Origin of the sequence: Burkholderia sp. KCJ3K979, assembly GCF_016759955.1 — a bacterium.
Classification (GTDB): domain Bacteria; phylum Pseudomonadota; class Gammaproteobacteria; order Burkholderiales; family Burkholderiaceae; genus Burkholderia; species Burkholderia orbicola.
Genome location: NZ_JACFYV010000120.1, coordinates 1 through 19,999 on the forward strand (window position 1 = coordinate 1; position 19,999 = coordinate 19,999).

Annotated in this window: 17 protein-coding genes and 1 pseudogene; 6 read left to right on the forward strand and 12 right to left on the reverse strand. The window is 67.9% G+C overall.

Annotation, left to right across the window (positions count from 1 at the left end; translation table 11 throughout):
* Positions 1–42: 42 nt before the first annotated feature.
* The 4 genes from H3O04_RS22685 to H3O04_RS22700 form a co-directional block, all read right to left on the reverse strand.
* Entirely contained in the window at positions 43–747 is a 705-nt protein-coding gene (locus H3O04_RS22685) for a response regulator transcription factor (RefSeq protein ID WP_006490421.1), read from the reverse strand.
* Positions 748–1,013: 266 nt separating this feature from the next.
* Positions 1,014–1,448 (reverse strand): hypothetical protein, encoded by a 435-nt coding sequence (locus tag H3O04_RS22690; RefSeq protein ID WP_027813456.1) that lies wholly within the window; start codon positions 1,446–1,448, stop codon positions 1,014–1,016.
* Positions 1,449–1,719: 271 nt separating this feature from the next.
* The gene (locus H3O04_RS22695) at positions 1,720–1,947 is read right to left on the reverse strand and encodes a sulfurtransferase TusA family protein (protein ID WP_006402122.1); all 228 of its coding nucleotides are present in this window, start codon (positions 1,945–1,947) and stop codon (positions 1,720–1,722) included.
* Positions 1,948–2,070: 123 nt separating this feature from the next.
* Entirely contained in the window at positions 2,071–3,006 is a 936-nt protein-coding gene (locus H3O04_RS22700; protein ID WP_011545214.1) for a LysR family transcriptional regulator, read from the reverse strand.
* 109 nt (positions 3,007–3,115) lie between these two features.
* Here H3O04_RS22700 and H3O04_RS22705 point away from each other — a divergent pair, with 109 nt between their 5' ends.
* Positions 3,116–4,636, forward strand: a complete 1,521-nt coding sequence (locus tag H3O04_RS22705; protein WP_202588483.1) for a CoA-acylating methylmalonate-semialdehyde dehydrogenase — start codon at positions 3,116–3,118, stop codon at positions 4,634–4,636.
* 57 nt (positions 4,637–4,693) lie between these two features.
* On the opposite strand, the gene H3O04_RS22710 is transcribed toward H3O04_RS22705, so the two are convergent.
* From H3O04_RS22710 to H3O04_RS22745, 8 genes are all read right to left on the reverse strand, one after another.
* Positions 4,694–5,578 carry a MurR/RpiR family transcriptional regulator gene (locus H3O04_RS22710; RefSeq protein ID WP_077180236.1) on the reverse strand — a complete coding sequence of 295 codons (885 nt, stop codon included), beginning with the start codon at positions 5,576–5,578 and terminating at the stop codon, positions 4,694–4,696.
* Positions 5,579–5,860: 282 nt separating this feature from the next.
* Entirely contained in the window at positions 5,861–7,033 is a 1,173-nt protein-coding gene (locus H3O04_RS22715; RefSeq protein ID WP_011545211.1) for a Gfo/Idh/MocA family protein, read from the reverse strand.
* Positions 7,034–7,065: 32 nt separating this feature from the next.
* Entirely contained in the window at positions 7,066–7,992 is a 927-nt protein-coding gene (locus H3O04_RS22720; protein WP_202588484.1) for a TIM barrel protein, read from the reverse strand.
* A gap of 29 nt (positions 7,993–8,021) precedes the next feature.
* A complete protein-coding gene (locus H3O04_RS22725; RefSeq protein WP_185920885.1) occupies positions 8,022–9,035 on the reverse strand; it encodes a Gfo/Idh/MocA family oxidoreductase in 1,014 nt (337 codons plus the stop codon).
* A 70-nt stretch (positions 9,036–9,105) separates the two neighbouring features.
* Positions 9,106–10,017, reverse strand: coding sequence for a sugar phosphate isomerase/epimerase family protein (locus tag H3O04_RS22730; RefSeq protein ID WP_202588485.1), 912 nt, complete (start codon positions 10,015–10,017; stop codon positions 9,106–9,108).
* 43 nt (positions 10,018–10,060) lie between these two features.
* Positions 10,061–11,086, reverse strand: a complete 1,026-nt coding sequence (locus H3O04_RS22735) for an ABC transporter permease (RefSeq protein ID WP_006476229.1) — start codon at positions 11,084–11,086, stop codon at positions 10,061–10,063.
* 27 nt (positions 11,087–11,113) lie between these two features.
* On the reverse strand, positions 11,114–12,688 hold the full coding sequence (locus tag H3O04_RS22740; protein ID WP_202588486.1) for a sugar ABC transporter ATP-binding protein: 1,575 nt from the start codon (positions 12,686–12,688) through the stop codon (positions 11,114–11,116).
* A gap of 68 nt (positions 12,689–12,756) precedes the next feature.
* Positions 12,757–13,683 carry a sugar ABC transporter substrate-binding protein gene (locus H3O04_RS22745; RefSeq protein WP_011545206.1) on the reverse strand — a complete coding sequence of 309 codons (927 nt, stop codon included), beginning with the start codon at positions 13,681–13,683 and terminating at the stop codon, positions 12,757–12,759.
* A 316-nt stretch (positions 13,684–13,999) separates the two neighbouring features.
* Here H3O04_RS22745 and H3O04_RS22750 point away from each other — a divergent pair, with 316 nt between their 5' ends.
* The 5 genes and pseudogenes from H3O04_RS22750 to H3O04_RS22770 all read left to right on the forward strand — a co-directional run.
* Positions 14,000–15,955, forward strand: coding sequence for a bifunctional 5-dehydro-2-deoxygluconokinase/5-dehydro-2-deoxyphosphogluconate aldolase (locus tag H3O04_RS22750; protein WP_202588487.1), 1,956 nt, complete (start codon positions 14,000–14,002; stop codon positions 15,953–15,955).
* Positions 15,956–16,001: 46 nt separating this feature from the next.
* Positions 16,002–17,885: a 3D-(3,5/4)-trihydroxycyclohexane-1,2-dione acylhydrolase (decyclizing) gene (gene iolD, locus H3O04_RS22755; RefSeq protein ID WP_202588488.1), complete on the forward strand. Its 1,884-nt coding sequence runs from the start codon at positions 16,002–16,004 to the stop codon at positions 17,883–17,885.
* Between the two features lie 60 nt (positions 17,886–17,945).
* Positions 17,946–18,875, forward strand: coding sequence for a myo-inosose-2 dehydratase (gene iolE, locus H3O04_RS22760; protein ID WP_027807884.1), 930 nt, complete (start codon positions 17,946–17,948; stop codon positions 18,873–18,875).
* A gap of 56 nt (positions 18,876–18,931) precedes the next feature.
* On the forward strand, positions 18,932–19,750 hold the full coding sequence (gene iolB / locus H3O04_RS22765; protein WP_124477964.1) for a 5-deoxy-glucuronate isomerase: 819 nt from the start codon (positions 18,932–18,934) through the stop codon (positions 19,748–19,750).
* A 125-nt stretch (positions 19,751–19,875) separates the two neighbouring features.
* Positions 19,876–19,999, forward strand: a pseudogene (locus H3O04_RS22770) (heme-degrading domain-containing protein); the annotation flags it as partial.

Sequence of the window (19,999 nt, forward strand, 5' to 3'; positions counted from 1 at the left end):
CCGCCGTACCCAAGTGCGCCGTGCGTTGCGTGATTCGCGTCGTCACTCCGGTTCCCCCTGGCCGACCCGTTCGAGCCGGTAGCCGTACCCGTAGATCGGCGCGAGACGGTAGCCGTTCTCGGGCCGCAGGCCGAGCTTGGTGCGCAGCATCGAAATGTGCGTATCCATCGTGCGCGACGGAATGTCGGTCGCCTGCTTCCACACGAGGTCGAGAATGTGCGCGCGCGACAGCGGCCGGTCGAGATGCTGGAACAGCAGCAGCGCGAGCTCGAATTCCTTTTGCGTGAGGCTCACGGCCTTGTCGCCGACGTACGCCTGCTTCAGGTTCACGTCGAAACGGAACTGATCGAATTCGCGGACGGTCGCCTCGGCGTTGACCGGATAGGCGCGGCGCAGCAGCGAACCGATGCGCGCGCGCAGGATCGGGCCCGACACCGGCTTGACCACGTAATCGTCGGCGCCGGCATTGAGGATCTGCGTGATCCCCGCCTCGTCGTCGCGGCTCGTCATGAAGATGATCGGCAGGCTGTGCTCGGTCTGGTTGGCGCGCACCCACTTGAGCACTTCCTCGCCGGACATGTCGGGCACGTTCCAGTCGAGCACCAGCAGATCGAACGTCTCGCGCTGCAGGCGCTTCTTCAGGGCCTTGCCTTCCTTGAACGCATAGCACGTATGGCCAACGGCCGTCAGCGTTTGACTGACGAAATCCGTCTGGGCCGGATCGTCATCCAGTACAGCAATTCTCATAGCACCCCGCAAATCGAAGTCGGTTCGTCCATTCGGCTCCCGCGCCTGCCCCGGCCGCGCAACCTGCGCGCGGCGGCGGATACCGGCCAGCGAGCCGTCGTTCGCCGCTCGCGCCACCTGCGCAAACCGGCGACCCCGGCTAAATATCTCAAAAACGGGGCACGGACGAACCGGCGATTTCATCATAGTAGTATGAAATTCGCCAAGAAATTGCGCGGACTATCGCCCTTTCTTCGAATAATCCTTTCTGTTGCGCAACCGGACGCCTAATCGGCGCCCGCGATGCCGGCCACCGGCTCGGCAAAATCATCGGTCGGCATGCGTGGCGACGGCGGCTCCGAGAGCGGCGGTTGCGCCAGCATCCGCTGCAGCTGGTCGCGCACGCGCTCCCACGCATGGGCCGCGTAGTCGGGCTGGCCCGCCGCCCATGCCTGCGCCAGATCGAACACGCGTTCGATCGTTGCGCCGCAGTAGGTCGGGCCCGAGCCGTCGTCCCGCGCGGCATCGCGCAGCCGTTCGTCGAGCCACTCGGCCAGCCACGGCATCTCGGCCGCGGCCGAATCCGCATATGCCTCCAGTGCGGCACGCGCGTGGCGGTCCTGCTGCGGATCGAGCTCGATCCGGCTCAATTCCGAGGTGCGCACGGGCGCGATGCTTTCCGCTCCGGACGGACTTCGAAGGGTCCCTGGTCTGAAGGACATGTCCTCTCCCCGTTGTACGACGGTAGCGTCAGGCATGGCCCCCGAGCCCGCCGTGCGACGTACCGTGGCCGGCGCCTCCGCTGGGAGCGGACGACCGGCCGGGTCAGTATACGCAGCCGGTCACGCAATGAGGTTTAAGAATTGTCAGAGAGGGACACCCGGTTAGGGACGACCGGCCAAGGGGCAACCGGCTTGGGGCGGTCGGCCAGGCGCGACTGCCGAGGCGCGGCCGGCCGGGAGCCCGGCACCGCGGGACGCGCGATGCGTGCCTTCAGCGGCGACGCATCAGGAACACGAAGGTCTTGTCCTGCGTCGTCGATTCGACGATCTCGTTGCCCGTCTGCTTCGCGAACGCGGCGAAATCGCGCTGCGAGCCCGGATCGGTCGCGAGCACCTTGAGGATCTGCCCGCTCTCCATATCGGCAAGCGCTTTCTTGGCACGCAGGATCGGCAACGGGCAATTGAGCCCGCGCGCGTCCACTTCCTTGTGAATCTGCATCGGCTGTCGACCTTCGAATGACGCGCCACACACGGCGCGGGAGGAAGCCGCGATTTTACCGCAGCGCCGCCGCGCCTGCCCGGCCGTCCACGGCCCCGCGCCCGCCGGCAGCCGGCAGCCGGCTCACGCGCCGGAGAAGCCGCCCGCGAGCCGCTCGCGCAAGTGGCGCACCAGCGCGCGCACCGCGCTCGGCACGACCGGGCTGTACGGACGAATCGCGAAAATGTGATCGCCGAACGCGCCCGACGGCCGCCAGCCGTCGAGCAGCGCGACGAGCCGGCCGGCGTCGAGATCGCGCCGCGCGCTGAAATCGGGCAGCAGCGCGATGCCGAGCCCGCCGAGCGCGGCCTCGCGCATCGCCTCGCTGTTGTTCGCCGCGAAACTGCCGCGCACCGGCACGCTCACGCGCTGGCGCCGGCGGCCGTCCGGCTCGAAGCTCCACGCGGCCGGCTCGTTGTCGCGCAGGTAGCACAGGCAGCTGTGATCGACGAGTTCGCTCGGGTGGCGCGGCGCGCCGCGCGCGTCGAGATAGTCGCGGCTCGCGACCAGCAGCGAACGCGTGTCGCACAGCTTCCACGCGACGTGGGTCTGCGGCGCGGTGGTCGTATGGCGGATCGCGAGGTCGAAGCCCTCCTGCGTCAGCGAATGCAGGCGGTCCGACAGATCGAGCTCGATCTGCACGCCCGGATGCTGGCGCAGGAAATCGGGCAGGTGCGGCACGACCTGCTGGCGCCCGAGCGCGACCGGCACCGTGACGCGCAGCAGCCCGCGCGGCTCGCCGGCGAGATCCTTCACCCGCGCGAAATGCTGGCCGATCGACTCGAACGCGTCGCGCGTGCTGTCGACCAGCGTCTGGCCCGCATCGGTGAGCCGCACGCTGCGCGTGGTGCGGCGCACGAGCGGCACGCCGGCCGCCTTTTCGAGATCGGCGATGCGCTGGCTCATCGCGGCCTTGCTGATGCCGAGCCGCTGCGCGGCAGCCGTGAAACTGCCCGCGGCGGCCAGCACCGTCAGCGAATGGATATGCGGCCAGAGCGCCTGGACATTTTGCTGATTCATCCACTGATTATTCAGAATTCTGAACAGTGAATCAAGTTTCGCGGCCTTCTCCCGCCCTGCCGGTTTCCCTAGACTAGGCGCTGTTGCCCCTCATCCCCAGGAGACACGCATGACCACGGTTCCCGCCTATACGTCCGACGCCGACGTCGGCCACTACCTCGACGGCGCACCCGTCGCCGGCCGCAGCGGCCGCTTCCAGGACGTCTTCAATCCGGCGCTCGGTCGCGCGGTGCGGCGCGTCGCGCTGGCCGGCAACGACGAAGTCGAACGGGCCGTCGCGTCGGCCCACGCGGCGTTCCCGGCTTGGGCCGACACGCCGCCGATCCGCCGCGCGCGCGTGCTGCACCGCTTCCTGCAGCTGATGAACGAGCACCGCGACACGCTGGCGGCGATCATCACGGCCGAGCACGGCAAGGTGTTCTCCGACGCGCAGGGCGAAGTCGCGCGCGGCATCGACATCATCGAATTCGCGTGCGGCGTGCCGCAACTGCTGAAGGGCGACTTCACCGACCAGGTCAGCACCGGCATCGACAACTGGACGATGCGCCAGCCGCTCGGCGTCGTCGCGGGCATCACGCCGTTCAACTTCCCGTGCATGGTGCCGTGCTGGATGTTCCCGGTCGCGCTCGCGACGGGCAACACGTTCGTGCTGAAGCCGAGCGAGCGCGACCCGTCGGCCGCGCTGTTCATCGCCGACCTGCTCACGCAGGCCGGCCTGCCCGCCGGCGTGTTCAACGTCGTGCAGGGCGACAAGGGCGCGGTCGATGCCCTTCTCGATCACCCGGACGTGCAGGCCGTCAGCTTCGTCGGCTCGACGCCGATCGCCGCCTACGTGCAGCAGCGCGCGGTGCAGTCGGGCAAGCGCGTGCAGGCGCTCGGCGGCGCGAAGAACCACCTCGTCGTGATGCCCGACGCGAACCTCGACCAGGCGGTCGACGCGCTGATCGGCGCCGCGTACGGCTCGGCCGGCGAGCGCTGCATGGCGATCAGCATCGCGGTGCTGGTCGGCGACGTGGCCGACAGGATCGTGCCGGCCGTGGCCGAACGCGCGCGCACGCTGGTGATCGGCGACGGGATGTCGCCGGAAGTCGAGATGGGGCCGATCGTCACCGGCGAAGCGCTCAAGCGCATCGAAGGCTATATCGAGCAAGGCGTGAACGAAGGCGCGCAACTGGTGGTCGACGGCCGCGGGCTGCGCGTGCCGGGCCGCGAGGCCGGCTTCTTCACGGGCGGCACGCTGTTCGACCACGTGAGCCCCGACATGCGGATCTACAAGGAAGAGATCTTCGGGCCGGTGCTCGGCTGCGTGCGCGTGAAGGATTTCGGCGAAGCGGTCGACCTGATCAACGCGCACGAGTTCGGCAACGGCGTGTCGTGCTTCACGAGCGACGGCGGCATCGCGCGCGAATTCGCGCGGCGCATCCAGGTCGGCATGGTCGGCATCAACGTGCCGATTCCGGTGCCGATGGCGTGGCACGGCTTCGGCGGCTGGAAGAAGAGCCTGTTCGGCGACATGCACGCGTACGGCGAGGAAGGCGTGCGCTTCTACACGCGCCAGAAGTCGGTGATGCAGCGCTGGTCGTCGAGCATCGGCAAGGGCGCCGAATTCGCGATGCCGACCGCGAAGTAAGCCGGCCGGTGCGCCCTCCGCCGACCCATTCGGCGGGCGGCGCACCGGCAGTCGGGATCAACCGGCCTTCGTGCCGTGCGCGCCGTCGGCGGTCGGCAGGTACGACAGCTCGAGCCGGTACGCGAGCGCGACGAACAGGCTCTGTGCGAGACCCATCGTGGCCGTCAGCGCGCGGAAACCGAACGTCGCGCTGTCCTGCACCATCAGCGTCACTTCCGCTTCCCGCGCAAGCGGGCTCATCCGGCTGTCGGTAATCGCGATCAAGCGTGCGCCGCGCTGCGCGGCCTGCTGCGCGACCTGCACGGTCTCGTCCGCATACGGCATGAACGAGATCGCGATCATCACGTCGCCCTCGCGCACCGAGCGGATCTGGCCGAGATGCATGCTGCCGAGCGCGTCGAACAGCCCGATGCGCTTGTCGGTGTGCTGCAGCGCATAGTCGAGATACACGGCGATCGGAAACGCACGCCGCGACCCGGCGATCCAGATCGCCTGCGTATCGGCGAGCAGGTCGACGGCCTGCGCGAGTGCCTGCGAATCGAGCGTCTGCCGCAACTGCTGCATCCCGGCAATGCTGCCCTTGATGAATTCGTCGGCGATCTGTTCGGGCTGCAGGCTCGACGAGCCGGCTTCGATCACGTCGCGCAGCCGCAGGTTGTACGCACGCCCCGGCGCGATCTGCTGCGCGAGCCCCTCGCGGAACAACCGCTGCATCTCGGAGAAACCGGAGAAGCCGAAGTGCTTCGCGAAGCGCACGACGGCCGACGGCTGGACGCCGCAGGCTTCCGCGAGCGACTGGATGCCTTCCAGCCCAAGCTGGTCCCGATGCGTTTCCACGTGGCGCGCGATCACCTTCAGGCGATTGCTGAGGCCGTCGTACTCCTGCGTCAGGTGCTGCAGGAACGCCTCGACGGTGGCGGGAGGTTTCTCGGATGAGCTCATCGGATAGCGCGAAGTTGACGGCCCCGATGCGCGCGCGCGGCTGGCCGGCGCGGCCCGGGGCTCGACTGGATACATGCATGAAGGGCGAATTTAATCACGTTTGCGGCACGACCCGCGCCGCCGGCTCGCTCCCACGCGCTCGGTCATCACTTGCACACGCTCCACGGCAAGACTGGAAACGATTGTCCAACGCGCTCGCGGCGTCGTAAAGATCAGGGTGTGTACCAAGGCCGGCTGCCGCGACAATCGCGACGAAGCGCCGCGCAGCCGGCCTTATCCAGTTCAACGATAGTCGACCCACACGCCGCCCGCATCGGCCGAACGCACGCAATTCTCGACCCAGCGCACGCCCTCGACGCCCGCGTGGACGTCCGGAATGCGGATGGCCTTCACCGCCGCGGCGTCGCCGCGATCGGCCGCATCCATCGCGAGTGCGAAGCGCGCGTACAGGTTCGACCATGCCTCGAACAGCCCTTCCGGATGCCCGGCGCCGATGCGGTCTTCGCGCGTGGCGTTCGGATGCAGGTACGGCATCCCGCGATCGAGCACCTGCGCGGGCTGCCCCTGGATTTCGTAGCGCAACTGGTTCGGATGCTCGTCCCACCATTCGACGCTCGCCTTCGAGCCGATCACGCGCACCTTCTGCCCGTGCATCGAACCGGCGTTCACCGCGCTCGACCACACGTAGCCGATCGCGCCGGTGTCGTACTCCATGATCGTGAACGCGTTGTCCTCGAGTGGCGCGCGGCTCTTCACGAAGCTCTGCCGCGAACACATCAGCCGCCGGATCTTCAGTTCCGGCGCCATCACCTCGGAGATGTACAGCGGATGCGTGCCGATGTCGCCGAGCACGTAGCTCGGGCCGGCGAACTTCGGATCGACGCGCCAGCGCGCGGCCGCGCTCGCGGCCTCGACGCCTTCACTATGGAAGCCGTGCGCGAACTGCATCTGCACGATGCGGATCTCGCCGAGATCGCCGCGCGCGATCATTTCGCGCGCCTGCTCGATCATCTGGTGTCCGGAATAGCCGTACGCGACGCCGACGATCCGGTTTTTCTCGACCGACAGGCGCTGCAGCGCCTCGGCCTCCTCGGTCGTGAAGCACAGCGGCTTCTCGCAGACCACGTGCAGCCCGGCGTTCAGCGCGGCACGGCAGATCTCGAAGTGCGTGTTGTTCGGCGTCGCGATCGACACCGCGCGGATGCCATCCGGGCGGCGCGCCTCGGCGTCGAACATCGTCGCGTAGTCGGGATAGCAGCGCTCGGCCGCGACGCCGAGCTTCACGCCGAACTGGCGGCCGCGCTCGGGATCGATGTCGAATGCGCCGGCAACCAGCTGGAAGCTGCCGTCGCGCAGCGCGGCCGACCGGTGGCTGTAGCCGATCTGGCTGCCGAGCCCGCCGCCGACCATGCCCCAGCGAATCGAATGGCCAAGCAGAATCTGTCCGTCAATCATGATGGTGGTGTTCCTGGTGCGTGTTCAGGGGATCATGCAAAACCGGCCGACGCGAGAAACGCGCGGCTCGCGGCGACGTCGCGCAGGCTCGTGCCGGCGTTGCGCGGGTCGCGCTCCTGTTCGATCGTGATGTAGCCGGCGTAGCCGATGTCGTCGAGCGCGCGGCGGATCGCCGGGTAGTCGAGCACGCCAGTGCCGATCGGGCACATCACGCCGCGCGCGCAGGCCGCGAAAAACGCGATGTGCTCGCCCATCACCGTGTCGTACACGGCCGCGTCGATATCCTTGAAATGCACGTAGTCCAGCCGTGCCGCATGGCGGCGCAACCACGTTTCCGGGTCCATGCCCGAGTAATGCAGGTGGCCGGTGTCGAGACACAGGCCCGCCGTGTCGGCCGGAATGTCGGCGACGATCCGGTCGATCTCGTCCGCGAACTCGATGTAGCCGCCCGCATGCGGATGGATCACCGCGCGCACGCCGAACTCGTCGCGCGCGATGGTGGCGATCTGCCGGATATGGTCGACCATCCGCGCCCAGCGCGCGTCGGACAGCCGCGGCGCGCGATCGCCGTGGCCGGCCGCGTAGTCGCGTTCCTCGTGGCCCCAGTCCATCACGACCAGGTATGGCGCCGCATAGCGCTGGCCGTCCTGCGTCGGCAACTTCGGCAGCCGCGTGATCAGCGCGCAGATGTCGCGCGTCTGGCGCAGCAGGTTCGGCAGGTTCTCCGGCGACACGAGATCGTCGAAGATCGTGCCGGCCGTGATGCTCAGGCGCTGGCGTTCGAGTTCGGCGCTCACCAGGTCGAGTTCGAGCGGGATGTAGCCGTACGGCCCGAGCTCGATGCCCGAGTAGCCGGCCTGCGCGGCCTCGGCAAGCACGTGCCGCCACGGCGGCAGGTGCGGGTTCTTCACGTCGTCGACGCCCCAGCAGCAGGGCGCGCAGCCAATCTTCATCGTCATGTCGGTCTCTCCGGCAGGTAAGCGACCGGTCAGCCGCGATAGAACGCGGGACGCTCGGCCATCGCGATCGCCTCGACCGCGCCGCTCTGCTGGGCCCGCACGCACGCGTCGGCCGCGACCGCCGCCGCGTAGCCGTCCCACGCGGACGGCCCGGTCAGCGCGCCCTGCCGCACGCCGTCGATGAACGCCTGCAGCTCGACGTCGTACGACGCGATGAAGCGCTCCTTCCAGTCGGTCATGATCTCGACCGACTGCCGCGCCGCATGCTTGAGCCCGACGGCCGGCGGATCGGGCAGCTTCGCGATGCCCTGCTCGCCGACGACCTCGCACTGGATGTCGTAGCCGTACTGGCAGTTCACGAAGATCTCGACGTCGATGCGCACGCCGCTCGCGGTTTCGAGCAGCACGATCTGCGGATCGGCGAGATGCGCGGATGCATGGCGCGTCTTCTTCGGATAGACGACCTGCGCGCTCGCATAGTCCTCGCCGAGCAGCCAGCGCAGCACGTCGAGCTCGTGGATCAGCGTGTCGGTGATCGCCATGTCGGTCGTGTAGCGCTCGCCGACCGACTGGTTGCGGTGCGCGCAATGCAGCATCAGCGGCGCGCCGATCTGGCCGCTGTCGATCACGCGCTTGAGCGCGCGATAGCCTTCGTCGTACGGCCGCATGAAGCCGACCTGCACGAGCCGCTTGCCGTGCGCGACTTCGGCTTCGACGATGCGCATGCAGCCTTCCGCCGTCACCGCGAGCGGCTTCTCGCAGAACACCGGCTTGCCGTGCGCGATCGCGTCGAGCACGAACGCTTCGTGCGTCGGCCCCCATGACGTGACGAGCACGGCCTGCACGTCGGCGGCCGCGACCACTTCGTGGCCGTCGCCGTAGATCTCGGCGTCGAGCCCGTACTTCGTCACCGCGTCGCGCGCCTGCTGCGGATCGATGTCGTTGACGGCCACGACGCGCGCGCCGGACAGCGTGCGCGTCAGTCTGCGAATGTGGTCCTGGCCGATCGCGCCGCAGCCGATCACGCCGATTTGCAAGGTCATGCAGTTCTCTCCAGTCGTTCGTTCATCAGCGGCGCGGCCCGTGCCGCGCCGGTCAGCAATCGGTCATCAGTCAGCGCGCGGTGCGATCGAAATGGCGATCGACGTAGCGCTGGATCGCGTCGCGCATGTAGCGCGACGACGCTTCCGCGCGGTCCTCCCACGCGAACACGCACGACGACATCACGCCGTCGAAACCGGCGGCGCCGAGCGCGCGGAAAAACAGGTCCCAGTCGATCTCGCCCTGCCCGATGTCGAGATGCTGGTGCACGCGGATCTGGTTCGAGCCGGGCGGGTTCACGATGTAGCGCAGCTGGCTGCTCTTGCGGTGGTCGAACGTGTCGGCCACGCGCACGTGCGCGAGGATCGGCGCGGCCTGCGCGATCATCGCGGCCATGTCGTCGCCGTAGTAGAACGTGTGCGGCGCGATATACGACAGCTTCAACGACGGCGAACCGAGATTCGTGACGATGTCGATCGCCGGCTGCAACTGCTCGATCCAGTCCTCCGGATGCGGCTCGACCGACAGCACGATGCGTTCGCGCTCGAGGATCGGCAGCAGTTCGTCCATCGAGCGGAACCACGCGGCCTCGCACAGCTCCTTCGGGTTCGCGCCCGGCCGCTCGCCGACCGAGCGCTCGGGCGACGCGCCGCGCCCGAACTCCGACACCATCAGCGGGCACTCCATCTCGACTGCCACCTCGATCGCCTTCTTCCAGCAGCGCACCGCCCATTGCCGCTCGTCGTCGAACGGGCTCGCCCAGCGGTACATCGGCTGCAGCGACGCGAGGCCCACGCCGCTCGCGCGCAGCGCCTGGCGGAATGCGGCCATGCGTTCGCGGGTCGCGCGCGGCATCACCCACCAGTCGAGAAAGTCGCTGCGCGGCGACAGCTCGATCTGGTCGTAGCCGAGCTCGGCCACCGCGTGCGGCAGCCGGTCGAGCGGCAGGTGGCGAATCATGTAGGGGTCCAGCGCGATCTTCATCGGGTGTCCTTTGCGAAGTCTGATTTCTGGATCACGCGTGCGCTCAACGACGCGACTTCTTGTTGCGGTACTGGTCGGCGATCACGGCCGCGACGATGATCGCGCCCTTGACCATCTCCTGGTAGTACGCGTCGATGCGGATGAACGTGAAGCCCGACGTCATCACGCCGAGGATCAGCACGCCGATCACGGTGCCCGTCACGCGGCCGAGGCCGCCCGACAGCGACGTGCCGCCGATCACGACGGCCGCGATCGCATCGAGCTCGTACATCACGCCCATGCCCGACTGGCCGGAGATCGCACGCGCGGCCGTCACGGTGCCGGCGATGCCGCTCAACAGGCCCGCGATCGCATAGACGAAGATCAGGTGCCGCGTGACGTTGATGCCCGACACGACGGCCGCGTGGCGGTTCGCGCCGATCGCATAGGTGTACTTGCCGAAGCGCGTGTAGCGCAGCACGACGTGGAAGATCGCGGCCACCACCAGGAAGATGATCACCGGATTCGCCCCTGCGCCGATCGCCGCGAACGGGTCGGTCAGCATCGACACCGGCATCCCGTTGGTGAACCACTTCGCGAAGCCGCGCGCGGCGACCATCGTGCCGAGCGTCGCGATGAACGGCGGGATGCCCGTCAGCGCGATCAGCGTGCCGTTCAGGAGGCCCACCAGCAGCCCGACGCACACGCCGGCCAGCACCGGCCAGATGACCGGCAGGTCGGTGAGGTGCGGAAACACCGCGCGCGGGAAGTCGGACACCTGCGCGAGGCTCGCCGACACGACGGCGGCCGCCGCGACGACCGACCCGGACGACAGGTCGATCCCGCTAGTGATGATCACGAGGTTCACGCCGACCGCGATGATGCCGATCACGGCCATCTGCAGCACGATGATCTCGAGCCGCTCGGCATTGAACAGGAAGCTCTGGCCGACGACGATCCAGCCGACGACCTCGAAGAACAGGCTGATGCCGACCAGCACCAGGAAGATGCTCAGTTCGGGCGGCCACTTCGCATGCCGCGACTTGAGTGTCATGGTCTGCGCATCCGCGACCGGGTTCAGGTTGCCCATTTCAGTTGTCTCCAATCTTGTTGCGGCTCAGCGCGACGCGAGATCCATGATGCGGACCTGGTCGGCGTCCTTGCGATCGACGATGCCGGTCATGCGCCCTTCGTGCATCACCATCACGCGATCGCTCATCCCCAGCACTTCCGGCATTTCCGACGAGATCATCAGCACCGCGACGCCCTTGCCGGCGAGCGCGCTGACGAGCCGGTGAATCTCGGCCTTCGCGCCGACGTCGATACCGCGCGTCGGTTCGTCGAGGATCAGGATGCGCGGTTGCGTAAGCAGCCATCGGCCGATCAGCACCTTCTGCTGGTTGCCGCCCGACAGGTTCTGGATTTCCTCGTGCAGCCCGGGCGACTTCACGCGCAGCATCCGGCTCATTTCCTCGCAGTCGCGCTTCAGCTGCGCCTGCTGCACGAAATTGAACTTCACGTAGCGGCGGCTCAGCACCGCCGCTTCCATGTTCGCGAGCAGGTCGAGATTCAGGAAGCAGCCGGAATCCTTGCGGTCCTCGGTGAGGAACGCCATCCCGTGCTTCATCGCCTGAGCGGGCGTCGCAATACGCACCGGCTTGCCGTCGATGCGGATCTCGCCCGAGGTGGCCGGCACGACGCCGAACAGCGCCTCCGCGACGTTCGAGCGCCCCGAGCCGACGAGGCCCGCGACGCCGAGGATTTCACCCGCGCGCAGCTCGAAGCTCACGTCGCGGAACACGCCGTCGACGCAGAGATCCTTCACCGACAGCACGACGTCGCCGATCGGCACCTCCTCCTTCGGGAACATCTGCGTGATCTCGCGCCCGACCATCATGCGGATGATGTCGTCGCGCGTGACGTCGCTCGATGCATGCGTGCCGATGTACTTGCCGTCGCGGAATACCGAGAACTCGTCGGCGATCTCGAACAGCTCGTTCATCTTGTGGGTGATGTAGACGATGCCCTTGCCCTGCTCGCGCAGCTGGCGAATGATGCGGAACAGGTGCGTGACTTCCTTCTCGGTCAGCGCGGAGGTCGGCTCGTCCATGATCAGCACGTCCGAGTCGAACGACACGGCCTTCGCGATCTCGACCATCTGGCGGCTCGCGACCGTCAGCGTGCGCACGTCGGTTTCCGGATCGATGTCGATCGACAGCCGCTCGAACAGCGCGGCCGTGCGGCGGCGCAGCTCGGCGTGATCGATCAGGCCGAAGCGGTTCTTCGGTTCGCGGCGAATCCAGATGTTCTCCGCGACCGTCATGTACGGCATCAGGTTGAGTTCCTGATGGATCATCGCGATGCCGCGGTCGAGCGCATCGAGCGGGCCGTTCAGCACGACCGGTTCGCCGTTGATCAGGATTTCGCCCTGGTCGGGCGTGTAGACGCCCGCGATGATCTTCATCAGCGTGGACTTGCCGGCGCCGTTCTCGCCCATCAGCGCATGCACGGTGCCGCGGCGCACGCGGAACTGCACGCCGTCGAGCGCGACGACGCCGGGGAAGGACTTGCCGACGCCGCGCACCTCGAGCACGCAGTCGGCCATGGGCGCACCGGACGAACCGGGCGCGGCGGACGACGCGGCCGGCGCGCTTTCGCTGGCCATCGAGCGCGCGATCCTGGCTGTAAACATGGACGTTCCTCGAAAATCGCGCGCGAACCCGGTCGCGCCGGGCCCGCGCAGTTCAGCGGAAAAACCGGTCAGTGCTTCGCGTACTGGTTCATGTTCTCCGGCGTCACGAGTTCGAACGGCACGTTCACGTAGCGATCGACCGGCTGCTTCTTCGCGAGCTTGAGTGCCGCGGCCACCGCCTGCGCGCCCTGCCCGGTCGCGTTCTGGTAGACCGACACCTTCAGCTCGCCGGCCTTCATCGCGGCGAGCCCGTCCGGCGTCGCGTCGATACCCGCGACGACCGTCTTCGGCGTGAGCTTGCGCGCGGCCTTCAGCGCATTGATCGCGCCGATCGCCATTTCGTCGTTGTTCGACACGATCGCGTCGAACTTGGTCCCGGAGCTCAGCCAGTTCATCGTGATGTCCTGGCCCTGCGTGCGGCTCCACTTGCCTTCGCGCTTGTCGACGATCTTCATGCCCGCGCATTCCTTCGTCGCGATCACGTCCTCGATGTCCTTGGTGCGGGCGCGCGCCGATTCGTTGGACAGCTCGCCCATCAGCACCAGGAGGTCGCCCTTGCCGCCGAGCAGCTTGCACACCTGGCGCGCCTGCAGCGTGCCCGACTGCTTTTCGTCGGAGGCGACGACCGCGACGCCGGCCGGCAGCTTGTCGAAGTCGACCGGCTTGCGGTTCACGTAGATGAGCGGGATCTTCGCCGCGGTCACCATCTTCGTGATCTTCGGCGTCGCGTCGGTATCGACCGGATTCACGATGATCGCGTCGACCTTCTGCGCGATCATGTTCTGGACCTGGCTCAACTGCTTGCCGACGTCATTGCCGCCGTCCTCGATCTGCACCGTCGCGCCGTCCTTCTTCGCCGAATCGGCGATGCTGTTGCGCAGGATGGTCAGAAACGTGTCGTCGAACGATGCCATCGTCACGCCGATCTTCTCGGCATGCGCGAGCGGCGCAGCCAGGATCGCGGCGGCCGCGACGGCCATCAGCTTGGTCTTCATGATCAATCTGTCTCCTCATCTCCGGGGGCGGAAGACGGCGCGTTGCGCGCCGCCGGGCCGAGTCCGATCTGGTCCGATCGGGACTGAAGCATCCGGATGAAACTGTAGATCACTTCCTCGAAAATTTGGAAATTTATTTCTACGTGATTTCACCTAGGGAACTGTATTTCCAAAAAGTCTAGACTCCGTTCCGTAGCCCGACTCCCGGTGGCAGGCAGCCTCATGTCGTGCGGCATAGGCCGCGGACAGTCGCCACTGGATCGGTCCCCTAATCTGCCGGCAGCGCCGAACGCCGGCCGCGAGCGTGACACGTGATATGAGCCTGCTGAACTTTCCGAGTGACCGCCCCATCGATCTCGCCTGCCTCGGCCGCGTGGCCGTGGATCTCTATGCGCAGCAGTACGGCAGCCGCCTCGAGGACGCGCGCAGCTTCCAGATGTATCTCGGCGGCTCGTCGGGCAACGTCGCGTTCGGCGTCGCGCGGCTCGGGCTGAAGACCGCGATGATTTCGCGCGTCGGCGACGAGCAGATGGGCCGCTTCCTGCGCGAGACGCTCGAGCGCGAAGGCTGCGACACGAGCCAGCTGCAGACCGACCGCGAGCGCCTCACCGCGCTGGTGCTGCTCGGGCTGAAGGATCGCGATACGTTCCCGCTGCTGTTCGTGCGCGAGAACTGCGCGGACATGGCCGTGCGCGCCGACGAAATCAGCGAGGATTTCATCGCCGGTTGCCGCGCACTGGCGATCACCGGCACGCATCTGTCGACGCCGGGCACGCGCGAGGCGTCGCTGACTGCGCTCGGCTATGCGCGCCGCCACGGCGCGGTCCGCATCCTCGACATCGACTACCGGCCGGTGCTGTGGGGGCTGACCGCACGCGGTGCCGGCGAAAACCGCTACGTGCCCGACGCGCAGGTGACACGGCAACTGCAGCAGGTACTCGGCGAATTCGACCTGCTGGTCGGCACCGAGGAGGAATTCCTGATCGCGGGCGGTGTGCCGCATGACCTGATCGGGTCGTTGCAGGCGGTGCGCGCGATCACGAACGCGACGCTGGTCGTCAAGCGCGGCGCGCTCGGCTGCTGCGTGATCGAAGGCGACATTCCGGCCAGCATCGACGCTGCGCCGACCTTTCTCGGCGAGCGCGTCGAAGTGCTGAACGTGCTCGGCGCGGGCGATGCGTTCCTGTCGGGCCTGCTGTCAGGGCTGCTGCGCGGGCGCGACTGGGCCGAATCGACGCGCATCGCGAACGCGTGCGGCGCGATCGTCGTGTCGCGCCATGCGTGCTCGGCCGCGATGCCGACGCCGGCCGAACTCGCACACTGGTTCGACGGCAGCCGCAATCCGCAGGTCGACGCCGACCGCACGCTCGCGCACCTGCATCGCGTGACGGTGCCGCGCCGTGAATGGGACGACCTGTGCGTGATGGCGTTCGACCATCGCAGCCAGTTCTACGAGCTGGCGGTGCAGGCCGGCGCGGACGAAGCGCGGATCAAGACGCTGAAGCGCCTGCTCGTGCGCGCGGTCGAACAGGTCGAGCGCGATCGCGGGATCGCCGGCCACGTCGGCGTGCTGATCGACGGCGGCGCGTACGGCAGCGACGCGCTCGCGTCGGCCACCGGGCGCGGCTGGTGGGTCGGCCGCCCGGTCGAGCTGCCCGGCTCGCGGCCGCTACGCTTCGACGACACGCGCTCGGTCGGCTCGTCGCTCACGCACTGGCCGACCGAACAGGTCGTGAAGTGCCTCGTCCACTATCACCCCGACGACCCCGTCGACCTGCGCGTCGAGCAGGAGCAGCGCGTGCTGGAACTGTGGGAAGCCACGCGTGCGAGCGGCAACGAGTTGCTGCTGGAAATGATTCCGCCGCGCGCGGTCACGCCGGCCGGCACCGAGGACGACGCGGTGCTGCGCACGATCGCGCGCTTCTACAACCTCGGCGTGAAGCCCGAATGGTGGAAGCTCACGCCGCTCACCGCCGACGGCTGGGCGCGGCTCGCCGCGCTGATCGCCGAACGCGACCCGCACTGCCGCGGCGCGGTGATCCTCGGGCTGAACCAGCCGCTGCAATACCTGGTCGACAGCTTCCGCTCGGCGACCAACCCGATCGTCAAGGGCTTCATGGTCGGGCGCACGCTGTGGGCCGATGCGTCGCTGAACTGGTTCGCGGGCCGGATCGACGATCAGGCGCTGATCGACGAAGTGGCCGGCAACTTCACGCAACTGGTCGACGCGTGGCTGGGCCGCCGTACCGCCGCGCGCGCCGCCGCGGCCTGATGCCCGTGTTCGTGACGACCACCCGACTTCTCTCTATCGACCGACGATGACCACCACCGTAAGACTGACCGTCAGCCAGGCGCTCGTGCGCTACCTGGCCGCCCTGCGCGCCGAAGTCGTCCAGCCCGACGGCCGCACCGAAATCCTGCCGTACTGCGGCGGCGTGTTCGCGATCTTCGGCCACGGCAACGTGGCCGGGCTCGGGGAAGCGCTGCACGCGGAGAAAGACCGGCTGCCGACGTTTCGCGCGCACAACGAGCAAGGGATGGCCAATGCGGCCGTCGCGTTCGCGAAGGCGAATTTCCGCCAGCGGATGATGGCCGCGACGTCGAGCATCGGCCCCGGCGCGACCAACATGCTCACTTCCGCCGCGCTCGCGCACGTCGGCCGCCTGCCGCTGCTGCTGCTGCCCGGCGACGTGTTCGTGTCGCGGCTGCCCGACCCGGTGCTGCAGCAGGTCGAGGATTTCGAACAGGGCGACGTCAGCGCGAACGACTGCTTCCGGCCCGTGACGCGCTACTTCGACCGCATCACGTCGCCCGAGCAATTGCTCGTCGCGCTGCCGCGCGCGATCCAGGTAATGACCGATCCCGCGCAATGCGGGCCCGTGTGTCTCGCGCTGCCGCAGGACGTGCAGACCTTCGCGTACGACTGGCCCGAGGATTTCTTCGCGCCGCCGCTGATCCGGATGCGCCGGCCGCCGGCCGACGCGCTCGAACTCGCCGATGCGCTCGACGTGCTGAAGGCCGCGAAGAAGCCGCTGATCGTCGCCGGCGGCGGCGTGCTGTACAGCCAGGCGTGGGATGCGCTGCGCACGTTCGCCGATACGCACGGCGTGCCGGTCGCCGAATCGCAGGCCGGCAAGGGCAGCCTCGCGTGGGATCACCCGCTGAACCTCGGCTCGATCGGCGTGACGGGCTCGCCCGCCGCGAACCGCGCGGCCGCGCAGGCCGACGTCGTGTTCGCGGTCGGCACGCGGCTGCAGGATTTCACGACCGGCTCGCACGCGCTCTACGGCGACGCGACGCTGCTGAGCCTGAACGTGCAGCCGTTCGACGCGGGCAAGAAACGCGGCCGGCAACTGGTGGCCGATGCGCGCACCGGCCTCGGGCAACTGTCGGCCGCGCTGGCCGGCTGGCGCGCCGATCCGGCGTGGACCGCCGCGAACCGCGACCAGGCCGCCGCGTGGAACGCGCGCGTGACGGACCTGACCACGCGGATTCCGAAGGACACGCTGCCGTACGACGCGGAAGTGATCGGTGCGGTGCGCGACTCCGCGGCCGACGCGGGGCGCGACAGCGCCCGCGACGATCTGGTCGTGTGCGCGGCCGGCACGCTGCCGGCCGAACTGCACAAACTGTGGCGCAGCGGCATGCCGGGCAACTACCACATGGACTATGCGTATTCGTGCATGGGCTACGAAGTCGCGGGCGGCCTCGGCGCGAAGCTCGCGCGGCCCGAGCGCGAAGTGATCGTGATCGTCGGCGACGGCTCGTACATGATGCTCAACGCGGAACTCGCGACCTCCGTGATGCTCGGCCGCAAGATCATCGTCGTAATCCTCGACAACCGCGGCTACGGCTGCATCGAGCGGCTGCAACTCAATTGCGGCGGCGCGAGCTTCAACAACATGCTCGACGACTGCGTGCCCGAAGGCGGCGAACGCTCGACGATCGACTTCGCGATGCATGCACGCTCGATGGGCGCCGAAGCCGTGCACGTGCGCGACATTGCCGAGCTGCGCCACGAAATGAAGCGCGCGCGTGCGGCGACGACCAGCCAGGTGCTCGTGATCGACACCACGCACCAGCGCACGACCGACGACGGCGGCGCGTGGTGGGAAGTCGCGGTGCCGCAGGTGTCCGAACGCGCCGGCGTCGCGGATGCCCATCGCGCGTATCTCGACGCGAAAACCCGCCAGCGGCGCTGATCCGCCCGCCCTTTCCATCGGCCGCGCCGAGACAACAACATTCGAACCAGGAAACCCGTCATGAGCTGGAACGTCCGCATCGGTATCAATCCCCTGTCGTGGATGAACGACGACCTGCCGTCGCTCGGCGGCGAGACGCCGCTCGAAACGGCGCTGAAGGAAGGCGCCGAAATCGGCTATGCGGGCTTCGAGCTCGGCAACAAGTTCCCGAAGACGGGCCCCGAACTGAAAGCGAAGCTCGCCGAATTCGGGCTCGTATGCGTGTCGGGCTGGTATTCGGGCTTCCTCGCGGAGCTCGCGCCGGGCATGACCGACGCCGATGCGGTCGCGGCGGAAATCGAGCGCTGCCGCGCGCACATGACGAAGCTGCAGTACAACGACGTGAAAGTCGTCGTGTACGGCGAATGCGCGGGCACGATCCAGGGCAACATCGACACGCCGGTCGCGAAGCGGCCGCGTTTCGTCGACGACGCAGCGTGGCGGCGCTATGCGGCGCGCCTCGACGCATTCGGCGCGCACCTGCTCGACACGTACGGCATCAAGCTTGCCTACCATCACCACATGGGCGCGTACGTCGAGTCGCCGGACGACGTCGACCGGCTGATGGCGCTGACCGATCCGGCGAAGGTGTTCCTGCTGTTCGACACCGGCCACGCATATTTCGGCGGCGCGGCCGACCCGGTCGCGCTGCTGAAGAAGCACGTGTCGCGCGTCGCGCACGTGCATTGCAAGGACGTGCGGCCGCAGGTCGTCAACCAGGCGCGCAACGACGGCTGGAGCTTCCTGAACGGCGTGATCAACGGCACCTTCACGGTGCCGGGCGACGGCGCGCTCGACTATGACGCGACGCTGCGCACGCTGAAGGACGCCGGCTACGAAGGCTGGCTCGTCGTCGAGGCCGAGCAGGACCCGGCCGTCGCGCCGAGCTATGCGTATGCGAAGAAAGGCTACGAATCGCTGCGCGCGATCGTCGACCGGTTGAGCGCGTGAGCCGGCACGAAGGCGCGTGAGCGCTCGAGCCCTACCCTATTGCGGAGACCCATTTCATGACGATTTCTCCCCTGCTGGTCAAGGCATCCGCCGACCGCGAGATCTGCAACGTCACGCCCGAATCGGCGGGCTGGAAGCACGTCGGCTTTCGCGCGCTGCGCCTGAAGGCCGGCGATACCGAAACGCTCGACACCGGCACGCGCGAACTGTGCGTCGTGGTACTGACGGGCACGCTGCGCGCGGACGTCGACGGCGAAACCTATGATGCGCTCGGCAAGCGCGACAGCGTATTCGAGGACGTGTCGCCGGACGCGCTATACGTGCCGGGCGGCAAGACCGTCACGCTGGTCGCGACGCGCGATGCGGAAGTCGCGCTGTGCACCGCGCCGTACGCGAGCGGCGACAAGCGCGTGCTGCGCCTCGACGGCGAGCGGATGCGCCGCTCGGTGCGCGGGCAAGGCACCAACACGCGCTACGTATGCGACATCCTGATGGGCGACAATCCGGCCGCCGACCGGCTGCTCGTCGTCGAAGTCGTCACGCCGGCCAGCCATTCGAGCAGCTATCCGCCGCACAAGCACGACCGCGACGCGGCGCCCGACGAGACGTCGCTCGAGGAAACCTATTACCACCGGATCGATCCGCCGCAGGGTTTCGCGTTCCAGCGCGTGTACACCGACGATCGCAGCCTCGACGAGGCCTGCGCGGTCGAGAACCACGACGTCGTGATGGTGCCGCGCGGCTATCACCCGGTGGTCGCGCCTCATGGCTACAACCTGTACTACCTGAACGTGATGGCGGGCCCGAGCCGCGCGTGGGCGTTCAAGAACGATCCCGCGCACGAGTGGATGCTCGACGCGGCGCCGAAACGTTGAAGTGCTGAAGAAGTGCTGACGTGCTGAAACGCCGAAGCACTGAATGGAACACGGGCCCGCGCGCGGCCCGTGACGATGCGACGCCCGGCACGCGCGTACCGCGCCGGCCACGCTACGGAGCCGCCATGGTGACGCCCCCCTTTCGCCTCGCACCCCACGCCTTCGACGACGACGCGTCGAACCCGGCGCTGCCGCACTTCAATGCGGCCGTCGCACGTCGAATGGGCGAAATCGCGGTCAACCTCGCGT

What these genes read in the sequence shown, in the direction of transcription:
- H3O04_RS22725 (WP_185920885.1), bottom strand. Translation starts at nt 9,035, where the DNA reads ATGACCTTGCAAATCGGCGTGATCGGCTGCGGCGCGATCGGCCAGGAC.
- H3O04_RS22715 (WP_011545211.1), bottom strand. Translation starts at nt 7,033, where the DNA reads ATGATTGACGGACAGATTCTGCTTGGCCATTCGATTCGCTGGGGCATG.
- H3O04_RS22735 (WP_006476229.1), bottom strand. Translation starts at nt 11,086, where the DNA reads ATGGGCAACCTGAACCCGGTCGCGGATGCGCAGACCATGACACTCAAG.
- iolE (WP_027807884.1), top strand. Translation starts at nt 17,946, where the DNA reads ATGAGCTGGAACGTCCGCATCGGTATCAATCCCCTGTCGTGGATGAAC.
- H3O04_RS22700 (WP_011545214.1), bottom strand. Translation starts at nt 3,006, where the DNA reads ATGAATCAGCAAAATGTCCAGGCGCTCTGGCCGCATATCCATTCGCTG.
- H3O04_RS22740 (WP_202588486.1), bottom strand. Translation starts at nt 12,688, where the DNA reads ATGTTTACAGCCAGGATCGCGCGCTCGATGGCCAGCGAAAGCGCGCCG.
- H3O04_RS22750 (WP_202588487.1), top strand. Translation starts at nt 14,000, where the DNA reads ATGAGCCTGCTGAACTTTCCGAGTGACCGCCCCATCGATCTCGCCTGC.
- H3O04_RS22710 (WP_077180236.1), bottom strand. Translation starts at nt 5,578, where the DNA reads ATGAGCTCATCCGAGAAACCTCCCGCCACCGTCGAGGCGTTCCTGCAG.
- H3O04_RS22685 (WP_006490421.1), bottom strand. Translation starts at nt 747, where the DNA reads ATGAGAATTGCTGTACTGGATGACGATCCGGCCCAGACGGATTTCGTC.
- H3O04_RS22690 (WP_027813456.1), bottom strand. Translation starts at nt 1,448, where the DNA reads ATGTCCTTCAGACCAGGGACCCTTCGAAGTCCGTCCGGAGCGGAAAGC.
- iolD (WP_202588488.1), top strand. Translation starts at nt 16,002, where the DNA reads ATGACCACCACCGTAAGACTGACCGTCAGCCAGGCGCTCGTGCGCTAC.
- H3O04_RS22730 (WP_202588485.1), bottom strand. Translation starts at nt 10,017, where the DNA reads ATGAAGATCGCGCTGGACCCCTACATGATTCGCCACCTGCCGCTCGAC.
- H3O04_RS22720 (WP_202588484.1), bottom strand. Translation starts at nt 7,992, where the DNA reads ATGACGATGAAGATTGGCTGCGCGCCCTGCTGCTGGGGCGTCGACGAC.
- H3O04_RS22745 (WP_011545206.1), bottom strand. Translation starts at nt 13,683, where the DNA reads ATGAAGACCAAGCTGATGGCCGTCGCGGCCGCCGCGATCCTGGCTGCG.
- H3O04_RS22695 (WP_006402122.1), bottom strand. Translation starts at nt 1,947, where the DNA reads ATGCAGATTCACAAGGAAGTGGACGCGCGCGGGCTCAATTGCCCGTTG.
- iolB (WP_124477964.1), top strand. Translation starts at nt 18,932, where the DNA reads ATGACGATTTCTCCCCTGCTGGTCAAGGCATCCGCCGACCGCGAGATC.
- H3O04_RS22705 (WP_202588483.1), top strand. Translation starts at nt 3,116, where the DNA reads ATGACCACGGTTCCCGCCTATACGTCCGACGCCGACGTCGGCCACTAC.